This window comes from Paenibacillus soyae, from assembly GCF_024623455.1.
In the GTDB taxonomy this organism is placed as follows: Bacteria; Bacillota; Bacilli; order Paenibacillales; family Paenibacillaceae; genus Pristimantibacillus; species Pristimantibacillus soyae.
This window is the reverse complement of sequence record NZ_JANIPJ010000011.1, coordinates 126,735-146,614: the sequence shown is the minus strand read 5'-3', so window position 1 is coordinate 146,614 and position 19,880 is coordinate 126,735. Positions and strand designations below refer to the sequence as shown.

The 19,880-nt window shown below is 51.4% G+C and carries 14 protein-coding genes; 4 read left to right on the top strand and 10 right to left on the bottom strand.

Annotation, left to right across the window (positions count from 1 at the left end):
* Positions 1 to 134: 134 nt before the first annotated feature.
* The gene (locus NQZ67_RS16225) at positions 135 to 1,874 is read right to left on the bottom strand and encodes an ABC-F family ATP-binding cassette domain-containing protein (protein WP_257447845.1); all 1,740 of its coding nucleotides are present in this window, start codon (positions 1,872 to 1,874) and stop codon (positions 135 to 137) included.
* Between the two features lie 121 nt (positions 1,875 to 1,995).
* Here NQZ67_RS16225 and NQZ67_RS16220 point away from each other — a divergent pair, with 121 nt between their 5' ends.
* The 4 genes from NQZ67_RS16220 (at position 1,996) to NQZ67_RS16205 (ending at position 7,993) form a co-directional block, all read left to right on the top strand.
* The gene (locus tag NQZ67_RS16220) at positions 1,996 to 3,177 is read left to right on the top strand and encodes a hypothetical protein (RefSeq protein ID WP_257447843.1); all 1,182 of its coding nucleotides are present in this window, start codon (positions 1,996 to 1,998) and stop codon (positions 3,175 to 3,177) included.
* Positions 3,174 to 6,176, top strand: coding sequence for a DEAD/DEAH box helicase (locus NQZ67_RS16215; protein WP_257447840.1), 3,003 nt, complete (start codon positions 3,174 to 3,176; stop codon positions 6,174 to 6,176). The genes NQZ67_RS16220 and NQZ67_RS16215 overlap by 4 nt, the downstream gene beginning before the upstream one ends.
* Before the next feature lie 61 nt (positions 6,177 to 6,237).
* Positions 6,238 to 7,101, top strand: a complete 864-nt coding sequence (locus NQZ67_RS16210) for a helix-turn-helix transcriptional regulator (RefSeq protein WP_257447837.1) — start codon at positions 6,238 to 6,240, stop codon at positions 7,099 to 7,101.
* A 94-nt stretch (positions 7,102 to 7,195) separates the two neighbouring features.
* On the top strand, positions 7,196 to 7,993 hold the full coding sequence (locus NQZ67_RS16205; protein ID WP_257447835.1) for an SDR family NAD(P)-dependent oxidoreductase: 798 nt from the start codon (positions 7,196 to 7,198) through the stop codon (positions 7,991 to 7,993).
* A 136-nt stretch (positions 7,994 to 8,129) separates the two neighbouring features.
* Here the strand turns inward: NQZ67_RS16205 and NQZ67_RS16200 are convergent, their stop codons facing one another.
* From NQZ67_RS16200 to NQZ67_RS16160, 9 genes are all read right to left on the bottom strand, one after another.
* A complete protein-coding gene (locus tag NQZ67_RS16200) occupies positions 8,130 to 10,073 on the bottom strand; it encodes a golvesin C-terminal-like domain-containing protein (protein WP_257447833.1) in 1,944 nt (647 codons plus the stop codon).
* A gap of 137 nt (positions 10,074 to 10,210) precedes the next feature.
* The gene (locus tag NQZ67_RS16195; RefSeq protein WP_257447831.1) at positions 10,211 to 10,987 is read right to left on the bottom strand and encodes a response regulator transcription factor; all 777 of its coding nucleotides are present in this window, start codon (positions 10,985 to 10,987) and stop codon (positions 10,211 to 10,213) included.
* On the bottom strand, positions 10,988 to 12,742 hold the full coding sequence (locus tag NQZ67_RS16190) for a cache domain-containing sensor histidine kinase (RefSeq protein WP_257447829.1): 1,755 nt from the start codon (positions 12,740 to 12,742) through the stop codon (positions 10,988 to 10,990).
* A 41-nt stretch (positions 12,743 to 12,783) separates the two neighbouring features.
* Positions 12,784 to 15,108, bottom strand: a complete 2,325-nt coding sequence (locus NQZ67_RS16185; RefSeq protein WP_257447827.1) for an FAD-dependent oxidoreductase — start codon at positions 15,106 to 15,108, stop codon at positions 12,784 to 12,786.
* Between the two features lie 37 nt (positions 15,109 to 15,145).
* On the bottom strand, positions 15,146 to 16,018 hold the full coding sequence (locus tag NQZ67_RS16180; protein WP_257447825.1) for a carbohydrate ABC transporter permease: 873 nt from the start codon (positions 16,016 to 16,018) through the stop codon (positions 15,146 to 15,148).
* Positions 16,019 to 16,039: 21 nt separating this feature from the next.
* The gene (locus NQZ67_RS16175; protein WP_257447823.1) at positions 16,040 to 16,924 is read right to left on the bottom strand and encodes a carbohydrate ABC transporter permease; all 885 of its coding nucleotides are present in this window, start codon (positions 16,922 to 16,924) and stop codon (positions 16,040 to 16,042) included.
* 73 nt (positions 16,925 to 16,997) lie between these two features.
* Positions 16,998 to 18,326: an ABC transporter substrate-binding protein gene (locus NQZ67_RS16170; RefSeq protein ID WP_257447821.1), complete on the bottom strand. Its 1,329-nt coding sequence runs from the start codon at positions 18,324 to 18,326 to the stop codon at positions 16,998 to 17,000.
* A gap of 253 nt (positions 18,327 to 18,579) precedes the next feature.
* A complete protein-coding gene (locus NQZ67_RS16165) occupies positions 18,580 to 18,999 on the bottom strand; it encodes a DUF3237 family protein (RefSeq protein WP_257447819.1) in 420 nt (139 codons plus the stop codon).
* The gene (locus NQZ67_RS16160) at positions 18,996 to 19,874 is read right to left on the bottom strand and encodes a helix-turn-helix transcriptional regulator (protein ID WP_257447817.1); all 879 of its coding nucleotides are present in this window, start codon (positions 19,872 to 19,874) and stop codon (positions 18,996 to 18,998) included. The genes NQZ67_RS16165 and NQZ67_RS16160 overlap by 4 nt, the downstream gene beginning before the upstream one ends.
* Between the last annotated feature and the right edge of the window lie 6 nt (positions 19,875 to 19,880).

Below are 19,880 nucleotides of genomic sequence, written 5' to 3'. Positions count from 1 at the left end.
CATCCCTCCGTACTCGCCGTAATCTAGTCCCGTAATTGTATCATTAAACTGCCTATAATTGGGGATGCGGAATTCAAACAAACCACTTCCGGGAATGGAGTGGTTTGTTTGGTTTACTATTCGAGGGCTGTCGTTTAAAGCCGTTTAATCAGTTCTTCCAGCTCTTCAAGCAATCCCTTTGCAAGTTCGAAATTCGTATCTTTTAAAGCCCCTTCTATTTTCATTTCAACCGATTTTTTCTTTTGTTCCATTTCCAAGTAGTCTTCATCAAAATGATTCGCATAGATCATCTCTCTAAACTCCGGCACCGTCATTTTTCTAATTGTCTTATCTTCGATAATGAATACATAATCCATACCGTTCACAACCGAATAGAAATCGTGGGAAATCATGAGAATCGCGCCTTTAAATTCTCCAATGGCTTTCTCCAACGCTAGTTGTGCATAGGTGTCTAGATGGCTTGTCGGTTCATCCAGAAGCAATACGTTTGCTTTGCTGGCAGAAACCTTGGCCAATTGCAGTAAATTTTTTTCTCCGCCGGAAAGAGACCCTATCTTTTGACGAAGGATTTCTTCTTCAAAGCCATAGCTTGAAAGATACAATTCAATCTCATCGTACGTTTTAAACCCTGCGTCGATGAATTCTTCTAGTATGGTATTAGCGTCCTTTAGCATTTCACCTTGGAACTGAGATAAATAAGCCATTTTAGCATCGGCATTGACTTCAATTGAAGCATGGTTATTGTTGTATACATCTCGAAGCAAAGTCGTTTTCCCTGTACCGTTTGCGCCGATAATAGCTACTTTATCCGTAGATTTTATCTCAAAGCTAACATGGTCCAGCAGCAGCTCATCAAAGCCAACGCTGTAATGATGGACACTTACAACGGTAGTGTCTTCCATTTCATCATCCATGACAAAACGGATATTCGGTTGTTTAATCTCAACGAATGGAGCTTTAATTCGACGCGCTTCCAGTCGTTCTTGAAATCTGACTCTAGCTCTTAACGCTCTTCCTCTTGAAGCGTTTGAATTATACGTGGCGATCACTCTAAGATTGTTGATGATCGTATCGTTTCTCTCCATCTCTTCTTGTTCGGCGACCGCGAGCTCTTGCAGCTCGACTTTCGTCTGAAGCAATGCGAAGTTATACTCGATATATCGTCCATCAAACTCTTGGATCTCCGTATTTTCGAGGTGTATAATTTTGTTGAAACAATGATTCAGTAAATAGCGGTTGTGCGTAACAACCAACAGCATGCCTTTGTACGAATTGATAAGTTGTTTAAGCGCGTTTAGGTTTTCGAAGTCTAGGAATACATCGGGCTCGTCCATAATCATGAGGTCGGGACGGTTCAGCATTTCCTTCATCACTTGAATAAGCTTGAATTCCCCGCCGCTTAGGTCGGCTGCCTTGCTATCTCTTCGTTTCATCAGGTTCGCCGCATTTAGCTGTTTATGAATGTTGCTCTCAAAATCATCCCCGCCCATGGCATCCAATGAGTCTAAAGCCTGTTGATACTTTTCCAGTAATGGTTCTAGATCGGTCGAGGTTTCCATTTCCGTGCAAATCGATTGAATCTCGTTCTGAAGCTTTATAAATGGTTCTGCTAAATATTCAAAAACGGTTGTTTCTTTCGCTTCGTCTAGTTCTGGGAACTGACTTACATATCCAATCTTGCAGTCGGGGTCCGTCTCTAGCTTTCCATCATAAAGATACTTTTCCGGATCCAACAGAATATCTATTAACGTGCTTTTCCCACTGCCGCTTGTTCCGATAAAAGCGCAATGTTGGCCTTCTTCTAACGTAAATGAAATGTTGTTATATAGCTCCTTCTGCGGAAACGAGAAGGATAAGTTATCGACTTTTATCATCGTATGACCTTTCTTTATCACTAAAATAGTGGCTATTATTAGATGTATTGCGCTGTTAGAGTAACACGGTTTACAACCAACTTCAATGCCGCCTAAGCCGGGGAAAGGAATAACTGCCATCATGACGAAAATAAATTCGAATTCGCCGACCGGGCTGAGCGTTGTCCAGTGGCAGGAACTGATCGCCAGCTGCGCCCGGGAAGCGGCGAACACCCCGTACGATATCAATTATGGCACCGAGGTCCGCTCCATGGTGCACCCCTTCATGGCGAAGTTCACGCCCGAAGAAGCCTGGCTGTTCGAGCTGAACGTCGGCCTATTCTTGCTTGGAAGGCAATCGACCGACCGCCACATGGGCCACTTCGCCCGGATAGCGGCATCCGAGACGCTGCATGCAATCGAAAGCCAACTCCATAACTTGCCGCCGGAGATCGCGGTCAAGCAACAGGGGCGGCTACTGGAGACGGCTGCCTATATTCGCGATACGGCAACCTCGAATACATGGTTCCCCCCAGCCTATCTGGATATTTATGTGGAGCTATGGCTGATCCTGGTAGCATCCGCTACGGACAGGCCTCGTCTGTTTAAGGAGGAGCTCGCGCATTTGGCCGAGGGAACCGGCAAGGAAAACAAGCTTTTCCCGCTCGTCGCCCGCGCTTGGATTCACTTCTGGCTGCAAGAGGATCAAGCGGCTTGGCGACTGCTCGAAGCAGCGGAGCGGCATCGGCTAAAGCCCGGGCATGTATTCCGTTTTCTGCGCGTGCTGGAGGAGGCTGGCGAATGGAGCCGGCTAGAGGCTTGGCTGACCCACTGCGCAACCGAGCGGGTCGGTCGCACCCCCGGCAGTCTGGATACTTATGGACGCTACTGGGATGCCGTTACCTTGCAATTGCCGGAGGTCGAGGGGAACATGTGGAGGGCGATTACGAGCCTCCTTCCCTACTCCGGCAGCCTGTACGAGGAAAGCCTAATGCGCTATGGCCGCTATCGGCAGTGGATCGATTACCAGCTTAGCCTCGGCAGCGATCCGCTCGACTTTCGAGCGAAGGATTTGCAGCCCATCGAGAAGGAGGCGCCGGAGGCGCTGCTGCCGTTCTACCACCAAGGCGTGGAGAAATACGTGTTGCTCAAAAACCGCGACGGCTACAAACGGGCGGTCAAGCTGCTCAAACGGCTGGCCAAGCTGTACAAGAAGCTAAAGCGCGAGCAGCGGTGGGAGGCGTACATGGAGACATTCACCAGCCGGAATAACCGGCTGCGGGCCCTCCAGGAAGAACTGCGGAAGGGAGGGCTCATTTCATGACACAGACTACTGCCTATAATCTGGATACGATCGCGGTTCGAATGGTGCTGACTTCGCATGGGGACGCGTTGTTCTTTGCGGACCCGGATTCGCTGCGGGAGTGGACCGGACCCCAGCTGAAGCATCGCCTGTTCGCCTGGCACGAACCGTCCTTCTACGGCACCGAGCTGGAGCTCGTCAAAGTCGGGGAGCTCGAGGCCGTCGTGCTGCCCGCCGAAGAGGTCATTGCCTTCTTCGCCTCGGGGCCGCTCCTCACGCATATCGAGTGGAAGTGGGAAGACGATGCCGCGCGCCTAGCCGCATTGGCGCCGCTCCTTAGCGAGTGCCTGGAGAAAGGGCTGTACGCGCCCGACCTTGCGGCTTACCGCAGAGGCTCCCTGCGCTGGAGCTGGGATGCGGCTGCAATCGGAGCGACCTTCGGACAGGCGCGCCGCGACGAACTGGACCTGAAGCGCGGCGGCTGGAGCGATGAGGCGCACGAGGGGCTGAAGGCGGCCTTCTCGGCGGCCGTGACGAGCCGCTTCTACGGTACGGAGCCGGACGAGGCGGATCTGCGCCGGGAATTCCCGGCTCTGTTCGCGCGCGAGAACGCGGCGGCTAGGGCGGCGGGACTCGATGACGAGGCTTGGCTTGTGCAGATCGGCTGGAAAGCGGATGTCGCGCCGTTCCGTCCCCTGCTGCAGCTCATGGAGCCGTGGGAGGGCGACGAGTACTCCCGCTGGCGGCTGCGGCTCGTGCTGCAGGACAAGAGCGATCCGGCCAAGCTCCGAAAGGTGCGGCTCGGCGACGACGGCTCGGCGGCAGGCAAGTGGCCCGACGCGTGGGCGGAAGCCATCCGCAGCCGCTCGCACGGCTGGCTAGAACGGCTGCGGGCCAGCCTTCCGCACGATCGGCTGTCGCGCGGCGACGATGTTCTCGGCAAACCGCTTGACGACGAGGCGGCCTGGCGGTTCCTGAACGAGGACAGCCGACGGCTGCTCGAAGCCGGCTGGCAAGTCCTGCTGCCCGCATGGTGGGAAGCCGCCAGCCGCAAGAAGCCGCGGCTGCGCGCGGCGGTGCAGTCGGAGGAGGAGTCCAAGAAGAAGCGCGGCGGCGGCAAGTCTTTATTCGGTCTGGAAGCGATTCTGAGCTTCAACTGGCGCATCTCCATCGGCGACGCCGACCTGAACGAAGAGGAATTCGACGAGCTGCTCGCGCGAGGGGAGCGTCTCGTGAAGTTCCGGGACCGCTGGATCGTGCTCGACCCGGCGCTCATCGCCCAGATCCGCCGCATGATGGAAGGCATGGACAAGAGCCAGGGATTGAGCTTCCAGGATGTGCTGCAATTGCATCTGCTTTCGCAGGGCCAATCGGACGGCGACGCGGATGGCGCAGCGACGGACGCCGGCGCGGAGACATTCGGGGCCGCTGCCGCCCGCGTGGAACTCGAAGTCGAGCTCGACGCTCATTTGACCGGACTGTTCGCCAAGATCAATCAGCAGAGCGAATGGCCTCGGATCGATCCGCCGGCCGGTCTGCGCGCCGAGCTGCGCAGCTACCAGCAGGACGGGTTCGCCTGGCTTGCTTTTCTCCGGCGCTTCGGGCTCGGGGCCGTTCTTGCGGACGACATGGGCCTCGGCAAGACGGTCCAGCTGATTACCTACCTGCTGCACGCCAAGGAGCAGGCGGATGAAGGCATGCGGCTCCCTTCGCTGATCGTCTGCCCCACCTCGGTACTCGGCAATTGGCAAAAGGAGATATCCCGCTTCGCCCCGTCGCTGCGGGTGGCCATGCATTACGGCTCCGGGCGCAAGAGCGGCGACGCGTTCCGGAAGGAAGCACGCAGCGTTGACGTCGTACTGACCTCCTTCGCTACCGCCTCGCTCGACCAGGAGACGCTGGCCGCGTTCCAATGGGGCGCCGTCTGCTTGGACGAAGCACAGAATATTAAGAACGCCGGGACCAAGCAGGCCGCGGCGGTCAAGAGCTTTCCCGCGCTCCATCGCATCGCTCTCACCGGGACGCCGATCGAGAATCGGCTGGCGGAGCTATGGTCGATTTACGATTTTACCGTGCCCACGTACCTTGGGACCGCCAAGGCGTTCCAGGACCGCTTCGCAATCCCGATCGAGCGCGATCAGGACGGGCGTCGCACGGCGGAGCTCAAGCGGCTAGTGAAACCGTTCATGCTGCGGCGCAAGAAGAAGGATCCCGCCATCCAGCTCGACCTGCCGGACAAAAACGAGATGAAGACGTATGTTCCGCTTACCTCCGAGCAAGCGGCCTTGTACGACAATTGCGTCAAGGAGCTGCTCGAGAAGCTGAAGAAGCTCGACGGCATTCAGCGCAAAGGCGCGATTCTCGGGGCGCTGACGCGGCTCAAGCAGGCTTGCGACCATCCGGCTCTGCTGGATGAGGATACGGGAACGGAGCCGGAGGATGGCCCTTTACCGACGGAAGCGATCGTCGCCCGCTCCTCTAAGCTCGAGAGGCTATTGGCGATGGTCAAGGAGCTGCGCGAGGCGGACGAGCGCTGCCTCATCTTCACGCAATACATTGGCATGGGCAAGATGATTCAGGATGTCCTGCAGCGCGAGCTGGGCGAACCCGTGCTGTACCTTAACGGAAGCACGCCGAAGACGCAGCGGGACCGGATGGTTGAACAATTCCAGTCGCGCGACCTTCCGCCGTCCGAGCAGCCGAACGTGTTCATCCTTTCCCTCAAGGCGGGAGGCGTCGGGCTTAACTTGACCGCGGCGAACCACGTCTTCCACTTCGACCGCTGGTGGAACCCGGCCGTCGAGAACCAGGCGACCGACCGAGCCTACCGAATGGGCCAAACGCGCGACGTGCAGGTGCATAAATTCATCTCGCTCGGCACCCTTGAGGAACGCATTGACGAGATGCTGGAGAACAAGCAGCAGCTAAGCGACAACGTCATTACCAGCTCGGAGGGCTGGATTACCGAGCTGTCGACGGATGCGCTGCGGGAGCTGTTCTCGCTGCGGCGGGATTGGTGATATGAGGTCAACGAGTATACTCCATGTATACCGAATGCCGAATAAGGGAGGTATGAGTGATATGGAGAGCCGACGTTTCTCATCCGCATTAGGCGAATTTATCAAAACGCGCCGATATCGGCTTCAGCCTGAAGAAGTGGGAATCAAGCCATTCCCCGGCCGAAGGCGTACCCCTGGGCTTCGAAGGGAGGAAGTCGCCTATCTTGCCAATGTCAGTGTAACTTACTATACCTGGCTGGAGCAGGGCCGAGAGAAGAATCCTTCCCCTGATGTGTTGTCCCAAATTAGCCAAGCGCTGCGGCTGGACGAGGACGAGCGGAAGCACTTATTCGATCTGGCCGCACCCGATCCGGTCCGTTCTAGTATGGCACCGAAGCCAGAAAAACCCGACGCCGTATTTCTGCAAAACCTTGTGGATCAATTGCGTTATCCTTCTTTCATCGCGAATGAAGTTGCCGATATGATCGTTTGGAATCGGGGGGCAGAGCTCGTTATTGCGGATTTCGGTCGCCTGCCGGAAGGTGAACGAAATATGGTGACGCTGCTGTTTCTAGATCCGGAGTACCCGAAAAGACTTGTGAATTGGGAAGAGTTTGCCCGTTACATGACAGCATTAATTCGGGCAGGCTTCGAGCATAACAAAGACAACCCGATGTACATGGAACGATTCGAGCTTTTGAGACGGAACAGCGAGGACTTCTTACGTTTTTGGGAGTGGCATGAAATTCGGCAAAAAAGCTCTGTCCCGGTCCATTATCTCCTTCCGGACGGACAGAAGCTGGAGTTCACGATCCATTGCGCCGCCGCCATCGACAATGACCCTGGACTGCACTGGTGCTTTCTCGTTCCGACGCCTGGTACAGGCACGGAGGAGAGACTCGCGCTGATGCTAACGCAAGACTCCGAATGGTCATCGCAAGCTTAGCCTGTTAGTCCGATTACTAGTATGGAGACACTGTGGTTAGCCCCTCCTGTCGTTGGTATGATCAAGACAACTTCAACGACAAGGGGGCTGTTTCATGAATTCCTATCCTTATCAAGGCAAGCTGGCTATGGTCACCGGCGCTTCCTCCGGGATTGGCGAGGCGTATGCCAAAGAGCTTGCTGCTCGAGGCTGCCATGTCGTACTGACCGCACGTTCACAAGATAAGCTGGAAACGTTGGCCGACGAAATCAAACGCAAGCACGGCGTGCAGGCATATGCTCTGCCGAGCGATTTGTCCCAAGCAGGTGCCCCGCGCCAACTAGCCCAAGCCATAGGCGATCTCGGTCTTGCGGTCGATATTCTCATCAACAACGCAGGGTTCGGCACGTACGGCCGCTTCGCGGATATAGATCCGGAGCGAGAGCAGAAAGAGATTATGTTGAACGTCGCCGCGCTTGTCGACCTGACGCATCACTTTCTGCCCGGCATGCTGGGGCGCAAGGACGGCATCGTTGTAAACGTGGCTTCAATGGCCGCGTTTGCGCCTTGCGCCTATTCGGCTGTTTACGGAGCTACCAAAGCATTCGTGTTATCTTTCTCAGAGGCGCTATGGGCGGAGACCCGCGGACGCGGTGTCCGCGTACTTGCCCTATGCCCTGGTGCGACGGATACGGGTTTTTTCGATGCTGTCGGCAACAGGGACATGGCGGCGGGCAGCGCGATGTCCACCCCGGAGAGCGTAGTTCAAGCCGGATTTCGTGGAATCGATAGAGGCAGCAGCTATATCATCGACGGGCGCAACAATTACATGGCGGCACAGCTGAGCCGTTTTCTTCCCCGACGCAGAGTAGCTTTGATCATGGAACGCATTTCACGCCCCAAAGCATACTAAGGAGACTAATAAAACGGAGAGAGGTTTAGGCGGCTTGTTGCGGATGATCGCCTTACTTGGAGTGCGTTCACCGTAATGTCTGTAACGGCAATATTAAGGGCTATCCTTTTTGCGGGATAGCCCTTCTTGCATCGTATCATTGCTTCACAAATTTCACAGCGTCCGCAACAACATATCCGTTGCTCCATGTACCATCATCCAACTGATTTTTGATGTACACGGCATTATTATCGCTTTTCTCGCTTGTAAAAGCATAGGTGCCGATATAAACCCATTGCCCGCCATTGATCTGCTGATTGACTGTCGTGTACTCTCGCGTTCCGCCGTGTTTGGTAATAACCACCGCATTCGTTGCCCTGTTCGTGCTTTCGGTCCACCATACATACACGGCATAGCTTGCATTCTCAAGCTGTGGCTTAAAACTAAACCATCTGATCGCCGAATGATCATTTCCGTCATGGACGTAATTGGAGCCGTATTTTTGAGTCCCCCATGTACTTGTTGTCCAAGTCCCCCATGAACCGGTATCCCCCGGACGGTTATTATCGACTATAATGTGGCCGGCAGACTTCAATCTGTCCGTAGCCTGCAAGGTATTAAATTCCCCCCAGTATGCGTCTGCGCCAGGTCCGAATATCGGCCAAGGCTTGCTGTCGAAGAAAACGGGCTTGCTCTCCAGATAGAGAGAGCTTGGCAGGGCCGATTCGCTGCTGAGCACTCCCCACAGGATGGTTCCATCTCTTCGTTTATTGGCACCGATGTAGTGATCCGAGCCGCCGCTGCTGATCGAGCCTAGATAATTCCCAATTATATTTTGCTTTTCGGTATTGCTTTGAATGGATCCTACATAAGATAAAGCATTGTTCCTAAACCATGTATTACCGGGCCCTGTCTGCCCTTCGACAATGGATCCAGGGGCATCCTTCGAAGTATCGGCATAACCCTCCTGAAACCTGTTTCCTTCAAAGAGGTTCATATAGGCGTACGTAGCATGAAGGGCAACATCATTATATGATTGATAGGTCTCCTCAACGGAATTGTAGCTCACGACATTATGGTTAGCCCCTGATTGCAGGATAATCTGATGTCTTAAGTTCCATAATTTATTATCCGTCACCCTGCTTCCCGTTGTCCCCATGCCTAAGTTGACACCATATCCATAGCTATATTGGATATAGAGGCTTTCGTGTAATTTGTTTCTCTCTATGACCACCTTTTTGCTTGTGCTCACATAGATATGATTCATCTCCGCTCGTTCCGATTCAATATCCTTTACATAGGCATTGTATACATGATGAAATCTAATGTTGCTCTTGCCGTATGTCGTCGGCATTTCCGAACGATAGATCTTAATATTTTCAACGCCTACATTTTCCAGCATGTTAAGCTTTTGAACCATGGGTACATAGGAAGAAGGGTAGGGAAGACCCATCTTCATATCCAAGGTTAACGTGTTACTCGACTTGGATATGATTTTGAATATCTGTCCATAAATGTTGTTTCCCCAAGCCCAGCCCCCGCTTTCAAGAGGAGCTTGATCCGCATACAATTGGATGAAATCCCCTGCATTCAATGTGCTCGCGTCTGAAACCGTGATCGTTTGATCCCCTGCAGCGGGCGATCCTGAAACAGCGATGGGTAAACCCTCTTTGTTTCCTTCAAATTTAATTTCCGCATTGGCTGCGCCGGGAGCCGTAATGACTAGCTCGGTTTTATCTGAACCATCGCCTTTAATAATTAAATCTCCAGAAATCAAATTGGCATTCAGCAATAGATTGGTTTCAAGATAATACACGCCTTGCGGGAAGTAAAGGATTCTTCTGCCTGAACTGCCGTTAAGGATGTCTATGATCTTCTGACTGGCATCGACCGAAGAATCGTTAGCAGGGAGCCCGTTCTCCGTTACATTGATGGTCATCCATCCGCCTGGATCGACCCATTGCACATCCTCCCAGCCTGCTGGAGGCAATCGATTTGAATCGATGCTTCCATAATCAAAGGCAAAGACACTGCTAATTGATGTAAGAATGAACAAGCACCCTACCGCGGCAGCCGACAACATTCTGAATAAATTATTCATAACATTATCCTCCCTGTATGCTTATGAAATCCTTCTGCATGTAGGGGCTTGACATTGTATCGCTGCTCGACTGCATAAAATGTCAGCGCTTACATGTTTGCTTGTATTCTAATCGCCAAAGGAATACCTCCACCATGTTAATGTCTAAACTTACCGGGCGTCTTCCCGGTCCACTGCTTAAACACCTTGATGTAATAATTATCATTGGCAAAGCCGCATTTTTCAGCGATCTGCTGGATCGTCAAGCGAGTATCGATTAAATACCGAATGGATGCTTCCACACGGATTCTTTGTAGGAATTGAGTCATGGTCTGGCCCGTTTTCTTCTTAAACAGATCACTCACATAGCTTGCATCCATGTTCGCCTTCTTCGCTAGATGATCCAATGTAATATCTTCCGAATAATGTTCGATGATATGCTGAATCATCCCGTTTACTACATGATGATCGGTCAAAGCGTTATGGCTTTCCGATGCAAAAGTCTGCTTGTCTCCGTCCGTTAAATACTCCAAGCGCTTGACTTTATATTGTGCGGATAACTCCTTGCTCACCTTCTCCAGCATCTTCGTTAATGCGGTTGGATCTAGCGAAAGTTTGAGCAAGTAGCCCGATGCGCCGAATTCCAATGCCTGTTGCGCGAATTCAAAATCAGTCATGCAAGTAAGCATCACAAACTTGCAGTCCATCTCCCTCTCTCTCACTTGAATAAGAAGGTCTAAGCCTGTCATCATCGGCATCATAATATCGCTTATGATGAGGTCTGGCTTCAATAGCTCCAACTCGTCTAATGCTTCCGCTCCGTCTTCGAATGCACCCACAATAGTGAAGCCGTACTGCTCCCAGACGATCAAATGCTTGATCAATTCAAGCGCTCGGGGTTCGTCTTCGACCAATATGACCTTCCACACCATCATTCAGCTCCCTTCATAAGGTTTCGCAACAAGCAGCGGCATTCGAAGACAGGCCTCCGTGCCCCCCTCTACCGGCATAACCGTTAGGGAAGCTTCTTGCTTGAATAGGATCGTGAGACGCTCCTGAATATTGACGATACCTATGCCCTGGCGTTTGCGAGGAAGCTTTCGTTCGGCTGCCTTCTCTAACCCGATGCCGTCATCCCGTATGCGAATTACAAGCGAGTCCTGTTCGGTATATACCCGGATTGAGATATGCCCCTTCTCCTTTGAGCGGGAGAAGCCATGAACGATCGCGTTCTCCACAAGCGGCTGCAAGGTAAGCTTCGGTACAAGGGCGTATTGCAGCTCATCACTCCTCTCGACAACGACCGCGAATCGGTCCGCAAATCGGAAGTTTTGGATGCTGACGTATGCTTGAACCATGTCCAATTCTTCTTCCAGCCGGATTAAATCGACCTCCACATTCAAGCACGTTTCTAACAGCTTCCCTAATGCAACACAGATCTGAAAGGAGGTATCGTCCTGCTGAATCACAGCTTGACTCTTTAGAATATTTAGGGTATTGAGCAGAAAATGGGGATTCATCTGAGAATGAAGCACTTGAAAGCGTATGGATTCCTTCATCCTCTCCTCCGCTTTCAGCTTATAGACCATTTCATTCAGATCAACAATCATGTGATTGAAGCTGACGGCCAAATCCAGCATTTCTCCTCTGAGGCCATCCTGTGACAGACGAGTCTTTCGAATATCCTTTGTTACATTTCTCATCTGTTTCTGTAACAGTCTCACAGGCTTCGTGAATGTATAGGAGATTAAGAACGTCACTAGGATAAACATCGCTGTAACGGCAATGAATACGTAAAGGAACGATTGGCGGAGGGATAACGCTTCCGAGTACACGATATGGAAAGGTACCCGCTTCACAATGGTCCATTGCAACGAGGTGAGGTAAGCTGTCGTATAGATCGCTCTATTGGATTGATCGATGTTAACTTGCGGTTGATTGTTCTTGAGAGAGGCAGGCACATAGCCTTGAGGAATATCGTTCGCTATTGTTTGATCGCTATGAAAGATCGTCCGCCCCTCAGCGTCGATGATATATAACTGCTCGCCATCAGCAAGCCGCTTCGTCAGCGAGTTGAACCACTGGGTGTGGTCAACGCTAAGGCGCGCCACGGCATAAGGCTTGCCGTCTTCATTTTTGAATGCGGCAACCATGGTTAACAGCTTTGAGCTCTGTGTCAGCTCATACAAGTAATTGGGTTCTTCTATCCAAGCATTGTACGAACGCGATGACATAATCCCCAAGCTGCGCGCTTCTTCAAGCAGTACATCTCCGTCTATCGGAAGAACGGGCGTATACGTGTGGTAAACATCTCCAAAGTGATTGACCAGCGTAATATACACGGGCGGAGTAGACAGGAAGAAGCTGTTTGAATAGCTATTGATGGTTTCCTCGATCTCCTGTCTACGCTTGAACGCTCCATCGACCGAAGAATCCTTCAGATGACTGACGAGCAAGGGGTTCTGACTCATCGAAATTTGCGACTTGGATATCATGCCAAGCAGGTCAATGAATGACATCTGCATATCCGCGATCTGGCGTTTGCTGGATTCAATGCTGTCCTCCTCCAGCATCTCCTCGATCTTGCCGAAGCCGTAGAGGGAGATGAGGAGGAGCGGAGCAATAATTAGAAGGATGAATGCGGTAAACAATTTATATTTCAGCGTCGCTGGCAATAGTTGCTTCAACATAACTTGTCTCCTAGTCTTGCTTCATCTATATTCCCATCCTCTTATTCATAACAACGCACTTCATATATCGCAGCCGATGGATCGCCGTTCGTAGCTTCAATGACAACGCGAAGCTTGGTCGTCTTTGCCGGTTCCGGCAGGACATGCTGCCGTAATCGCTGATAATTCCCCGTTTCTCGATGTATCGTCTGCCAGGTCCCATCCACGTAGGCCTGAAGGGAGTAATCCTTCGCGCACTGCGGATCCGCATAGAACGGCGGGTAGCAATGGTATTCTTCGAATAAGTGCCCAGGGAAGGTCAGTTCTATCGCTCTTATCCTCTTGCATTCGGTCCATTCCAATTGAAGCCATTGGGACAGCGGCTGCAGGGGATCGGAACGCCAAACGTTCGTGGTGGCATAAGGCCTTGTTACTCCGGTTATCACATTCATTGGACCGTAACAAGACTGCGCGGGTGTTACACGGAAGCTATAATTGCTATGCTCGCCTCTTAATTGTCCATGGCCTAAATCCCTGCCCGCTACATGTCCGGGTTCGATCGTTCCCGCTGGATGCCACGCCAGTTGTGGATTAGGCAGGATATCTAATCGTACATATCCGCTTGGATGCAGCCCCTCCAGTCCCGTCTCCCAAGAGACCCATTGCTTCAACCCTGGTACAACCAGCAATTGTGCTTGTAATAATTCTATTCCCGTATCCACGCGATAATCCCAAATATGCTCGGTCTTAACGAGTCTAACCTGCATCATTTGATCCGTATCGGACAAGTTTGACACACACACGTCAATCCGATCGAGGCGATCGCTCCCAATCGCGATCCATTGCGCCTTTCTGACATGCAATCGATGAGGATGAATCAGCTCGAGGTGATCCAGACATCCTGCATTCTTCCGGGGTTTCGTTAGCTCCCAGCTCTTCAACGACGATGTACCGCTCCATGTACTGTCCGGACCGACTCCGTGCAAGCTCGCCTCACTGCTGGCTGTAACTGTGGCGGTCAAGGCAACATCTAACGGATCGCGATTCGATACATTCGGCAAGAAGCACCCTGCACGCAGGAGCCTCTGCTGCACCTCCTCGCATGCATGCTCGGCAACCTCAGAAAGGGAAAGACCCTTATCCCGAGCTACCGCGGCAGCCGTTCCAACGGCTTGACCCATGAGCGCAGTTGTGGCCATTACGCGTACTGTACCAAGCGCCGCATGCGTGACACTGACATTGCGTCCAGCCATCATTAGATTATTCATATCCTTCGAGATGCAAATACGCAGCGGTATGCCATATGGACCACAGTAGCTCTTTGCGCTATATTCGCTGTCATTTCCTTGTGCCGCTTGCAGTTCACTCGTCGGCGCCAGCAAGCCTCCCGGGGTATGCAGATCAAGGAACCAACCCCCAAATGCAATTTCGTCCCGGAATACCTTCCTGTTCATCGGGTCATGCTCCGTCATCAAATACTGCCCCATAATGCGACGGCTTTCCCGCTTTCCCGGTACTTGACCGAGCCAATCCAAGGCATAATTCCGAGCAAGCTCCCGTGTTTCCGGATCCTTGTTCTTCACCCAATCCCAGACGCCCAGGGCATGCCTCGTCAACTCATGACGAATATCCTCGGCATCGTGAATCGTATGCCATGGAACGCCGATCTCAATCCACCAATAACCGCCGCGGATATCATACGGCTTCCTGCCTTGTTCATAGAAGAAGGAGGCATCCTCATACTTTACTGCCCACTCGGGGGCCTTAAACGGAACCGGATGTCCCATGTCTTTCGCTTTGAAGTGAATCGAGTTCCCCATTGTATCCATGCTCGCTTCTACAGGCGCATGAGGTTCCCCAAACTCCGAGCGGCCTTCGGACCCCATTCGCCACTCACAGCCCGCAAGATCGGCAATAACGCCGTCGCCCGTACAATCAATAAACGTGTCGGCCGATATATCCAGCTCTAGCTCGGCATGGGACACTGTCGCCAGAATGGATTGCACGGTCTTCTTCCCGTCCGTCTTAACGGAAGTGACCGTCGTGTTCATATGAAAAGTAAGGTTCGGCGTTTGCATAGCAAGGTCGTACATGGTCATATCCCATACGCTATTCGTCCACCCGTTCTCGAGCACAACCTCGTGATTGCGATACCTTTCTTCAATAAGAAGCTCCGAGATAATACCCGTTTCTCTGGCATAAGGGTGAAAGCATGCAGCACCATGCGGAGTGACGCGAATTTCCGACGACGAATTCCCGCCGAATACCGGACGATCCTGAATCAGACAAGTGTTCAAGCCTTGACGAGCGGCGGCCACGGCGGCACTGAAGCCTGCTAATCCCCCTCCGCACACGACAACTTCATAATGAGAGACATGTCGTTTCATCGTTATCCCCTTTCATCTGATTAAAGAATACGAAAGACTACCCCTTAACAGCTGACTGAGCTACGCCTTGAATAATGTATCGTTGCGTGAATAGGAACAGGATGATAATCGGCAATATGCCTGCCGAAGCGGCGGCCATCATTCCGTTATAATTGATGTTATGTTCCAGAATATAATTCTGTAAGCCAAGCGGAATGGTATATAGTTGTTTATCAATCAAGAAGATCAACGCATTCTCATAATCATTCCAATTCCATGAGAAATCGAGAATCGCGAAAGTGGCTAATGCCGGTTTGGCCAGCGGTACAATAATTTGCCAAAAAATTCGAACATGTCCTGCTCCGTCGATGAACGCAGCTTCGCTTATTTCGTGGGGGATGGACATAAAAAACTGTCGAATGAGGAACACTCCGAAAATGGTGAACATACCAGGGAGAATCAAAGCCAGATGATTATTGTAGATGCCCAGCCAATTAAACATCATAAATTTCGGAACGAATAATATTTGCGGTGGAATCATCATGATCGATAAATACAGAAAGAACATGATATCTCTGCCAAGGAATGACGTCCTTGCGAAGCCGTACGCTGCCAGAGCAGATAGAAAAACAGCTCCAGCTGTGGAGATGACTGATATTTTCACCGAATTATAATAGTAATGCACAAAGCTTTGTTCGCCGACCCACACCGCTTGATGGTGATCCAGACGAAAAGTCTCCGGAATCCACTGAATAGGGAATACGAACACTTCGCCTGGCGATTTGAAGGACGTGCTGATCATCCAGAAGAAGGGAAGCAGCATCAACAGCCCGATTGCTAACATAACAACGGTCGTTACCCACGTCCCTATGGCCAAGGATGCTCTTCTTCTAACCAAGTGCTTGATCCGGGATACCGTATGGGGGTCCATGGCCATTCACTCCGTTCCTTGTTAGTAGTGCACCCAGCGCTTCTGTCCCAGCCAATTCATCACCATGATCAGCAATATGATCGTGAACAACGCCCAAGAAGCAGCAGACGCGTAGCCCATATCATAATAACGGAAAGCTGTTTTGTAGATGAATATGGATAGTACCGTTGTGCTGTCTCCCGGTCCGCCGCCGGTTGTCGCTTGAATAATTCCGAACGATTTAATGGCACCGATAAAGCCGGTTACAAGCAGCAAGAACGTGGTCGGGCTTACAAGAGGCAGGGTTACATGCCGGATGGTTTGCCACCACTTGGCACCATCGATATGCGATGCTTCCATGAGCTCGGATGGTACTTCCTGCAACGCCGCCAAATAAATGATGACGTTAAAACCAATCATTGCCCACGCATGAATGATTCCTACCCCATAGATGGACGAAGTGGTAGACGCGAGCCACGACGGCGGATTTGCGATGCCGAGCATACGCAATGTCTCATTGATCGGACCATTGTTAGGCTCGAACAACAGCATCCACACGAAAGCTACCGCCACGCCGTTCATGACATACGGAAGAAAGTACATCGATCTCAGCAGCTTCTTCATCCGTACATGCGCATTCAGAAGAAAGGCTATCGGGAATGAGACCATGATGGAAGCCGGCACCGTGAACAGAAAGATGAACGTATATTTCAATGAGCGGTGGAACGCTTCATCCTCCATCAATCGACTGATATTTTCGAGTCCAATGAAGTTGGCCGATTGCTTCGTCAAGAAAGAATAATCCGTGAACATTAAATAAAAGGAATACAGGGCGGGCAGCAAGAAAAACAAGGTAACGCCAAGCACATTCGGTGCTACAAACATGTACCCGACGAGCTTCTGTCTTGTGTTGAACCGAAACTTCACATGAATACCCTCCATAACAGAAGGAGAAAGACCGTTGTTCCTTCTCCTTCGTATTATTGTTCATGCCCATTTCTTATCTGGCCAGCAGTTTATTGTGACGCTCCACAAGATTCGTTAAGCTCTCGTCAAGCGACTGCTCTTGCAGGAAGTACTTCTCATACTCTTCCTTCAGAACGTCTTTTGTTTGACTATCTATGGTAGAGGTGAATACCGGATAATCCCCGAAGACGACGTTCTTGACCGACTCCATATCGTATTGGTCCTCCATACCCTGGAGAATCAACTCGACCCCTTTCGCCGCATCGGCGTTCTTAGAGGACGGGATGCGTCCGCCCGGTGCCAAGTACATAATGCCCTCGTCCGCATACCACTTCAAGAACTTCCAAGCCTCGTCTTTATGCAGCGAATTGGGATTAATCGATACGACGTCTCCCAATCCAGCGGATACGGCGTAATCCTCCGCATCGGCTGTCGGTCTCGGCACGGTAGCGAATGCAATTTTGAAGTCGCGCGGGAAATCGGTCAAGTTGCTTGCATTGCGGAATATCCAAGAACCCGCTCCCATCATGGCCGCATCGCCCTTCAAGAACATGGCATCTACCGCCAGCTTCGTCGATACTTGTTCCCCGTAAGTCGGGATGCTCTTATCCTCGTGCATCATCTTGTAATACGTTTCCAGTGAGCTTCTTACCGCCGGTTGATCGAACGCCGACTTGCCGTCTACATCGAGCTGATTCTGCATGACGCCTTCGAAGTTGAACGTATACATCTGGTCGAAGTGCGCGTAGCCCCAGCGGCTGTCTGTTTTCAACGCTTTCGCGTATTCCGCCAGATCCTCAAGCGTCCAATCCAGCGCAGGCACCTCTAGTCCCGCTGCATCCAAAGCATCCTTATTCAACCAGATAAAGCTCATCGATTTGTTGGTAGGCAAACCGTAATATTTTCCATCAAATTGCCAATCCTTCGCATCTGGGCCCATAATGTCCGTAATATTGTAATCCGCTTCGTATTCGCTGAGATCGAGCGCTAATCCACCGCTCATCCGCTTCCCCAGCGTATCCTTGGAATAATTCACATACAAGTCAGCATTCATGCCCGAGACTAATGCCGTGTCGAGCTTCAGATTACCCGCATCATCATTTACGAATCGAATGTATTCGACTTGAATATCCGGATTAGCCGCATTCCACGCGTCCACAGCGGCCTTCGGTCCCGCTTCCTCCGGAACGCCGCCCCACATTGTCAGTTTAACGGGTACAGTCGGCGTCTCCGCCTTAGGCGTCTCAGCACCGTTATTTGGCTGGTTGTTCTCATTCGGGTTCGCACTGTTCCCGGCGCAAGCCGATAAGATGGATGCCATAAGGATGAAGCACCCTACAAGCAATCGCGACTTTCTCGTCATCCTGTAACCCTCCCCCAAGTCAATATCTGCTTTCAGCTATAAGAATATCAAAAAGACACCTGCAACTTAATGAACCTGGTTTAGTCAAAATAGCAAATTTTTTGGTTCATGAAGAAGAATCACGGCGTTTGCAACAGAGTAGCGGGGGAAGCGGGGAAGCAACCCCTTCCGGGATACCGTTGACCTTGCTTCTCCACTAAGAAAGGACAGGGCGCGTGCCCCTGTCCTTTCGTGTTGTATCATACTTACAGCATCATACTGCCATGAAAATCTTAATGTCTATTCCAGATTCCGTTGGCAGTCCTTCCCCAACAAGCAACGCATGATGTAAGAAAGACAATGCCTCGCTATTCGTAATAATCTTGGGGTAGGTTCGGAACAACACATTTTTCAGGTCCTTGTTGAAGTTCCCGTTATTTTCGATATAGATCTCACAGGGTTGATCGGAGTGGTCCCTTCCCTGAAGTATGTACCTTGCAGATAAGGTATGCCGATCACCGTGCTTTCCGATGACTTGTGTATCTACCCCTCCATCAAGTACAACTCCTTCGAAATATTTGCCGGTCGCATGACCCGTGAATAAAATCATGACCACGGAATCCCCGTCACTGTTACGCACCTCGGTCGTTTTGCCTATTTTCACATGAACCGTGAAAATTTCTTCGAATGTCAATGGTACTCCCCCCTATAAAGCGATTCTGAATACCGATCCCGATAATCAATTAATAGCCGCCGCATTTTTTCCACCGTGCCGTCTTGATGGGGGACATGGATGGAAACGGTCAAATTCGAATCGTTCAAATACTGAAATGAAACAAGATCAAAATTCAATTTCCCGAGATTCGGACAATGCAGCGTCTTGGGAGCATCTATGGCATCGAGAACCATATGGGAGTCCCAAAATTCTCGAAATTCCCTGCTAGCCTGGGACAGCGCCTCGAACTGCTCGGACCACCAAGGGTCGTCGCCGTGACGCGCATATCCGGCATGGAAATTAGCGACGATTCGCCGCGCATGCAGTTCCCATTGGTCCCCCTTAACATAGCGGAAACGGGGAGAAGTAAACGTCATCCAGACCAAATTCCGCTCCCTATCCGACATAACCGTGAGATCCCCATTCAATGCGCAGTAGGCTTCATTCCAGGCAATGATGTTCATGCGCGCATCCATGACATTCGTAGGGGAAAGGTTCTGGCTATCCAAGAAACGTTGAAGTTCCGGTGTTGCCTTAGAGGGTTGCTTCGTACCGAACAATGGAAATTGCTTACGGGCAAGATGATACAGGTGTCTGCGTTCCGATTCATCTAACCGAAGCACTACCGCTAATCGATCAAGAACCTCAGCAGATACGTTGATATGACGCCCTTGTTCCAAGTAGGTGTACCAATCCAATCCCACATTTGCCATCAGAGCTACCTCGCTGCGGCGAAGTCCCGGTGTACGTCTGCGTCCGGAATTAGGCAACCCTGCTTGATCTGGGGTCATTCGTTCACGGCGTGAACGCAAAAAACGGGACAATTCCTCATAACGATCCAAGCTGTTTGCCATAATCTC

Bases quoted from the DNA above. Each gene is read 5' to 3' on its own strand.
- NQZ67_RS16160 (WP_257447817.1), bottom strand. From the start codon at position 19,874: ATGGCAAACAGCTTGGATCGTTATGAGGAATTGTCCCGTTTTTTGCGT.
- NQZ67_RS16220 (WP_257447843.1), top strand. From the start codon at position 1,996: ATGACGAAAATAAATTCGAATTCGCCGACCGGGCTGAGCGTTGTCCAG.
- NQZ67_RS16210 (WP_257447837.1), top strand. From the start codon at position 6,238: ATGGAGAGCCGACGTTTCTCATCCGCATTAGGCGAATTTATCAAAACG.
- NQZ67_RS16205 (WP_257447835.1), top strand. From the start codon at position 7,196: ATGAATTCCTATCCTTATCAAGGCAAGCTGGCTATGGTCACCGGCGCT.
- NQZ67_RS16215 (WP_257447840.1), top strand. From the start codon at position 3,174: ATGACACAGACTACTGCCTATAATCTGGATACGATCGCGGTTCGAATG.
- NQZ67_RS16200 (WP_257447833.1), bottom strand. From the start codon at position 10,073: ATGAATAATTTATTCAGAATGTTGTCGGCTGCCGCGGTAGGGTGCTTG.
- NQZ67_RS16185 (WP_257447827.1), bottom strand. From the start codon at position 15,108: ATGAAACGACATGTCTCTCATTATGAAGTTGTCGTGTGCGGAGGGGGA.
- NQZ67_RS16225 (WP_257447845.1), bottom strand. From the start codon at position 1,874: ATGATAAAAGTCGATAACTTATCCTTCTCGTTTCCGCAGAAGGAGCTA.
- NQZ67_RS16195 (WP_257447831.1), bottom strand. From the start codon at position 10,987: ATGATGGTGTGGAAGGTCATATTGGTCGAAGACGAACCCCGAGCGCTT.
- NQZ67_RS16180 (WP_257447825.1), bottom strand. From the start codon at position 16,018: ATGGACCCCCATACGGTATCCCGGATCAAGCACTTGGTTAGAAGAAGA.
- NQZ67_RS16190 (WP_257447829.1), bottom strand. From the start codon at position 12,742: ATGTTGAAGCAACTATTGCCAGCGACGCTGAAATATAAATTGTTTACC.
- NQZ67_RS16170 (WP_257447821.1), bottom strand. From the start codon at position 18,326: ATGACGAGAAAGTCGCGATTGCTTGTAGGGTGCTTCATCCTTATGGCA.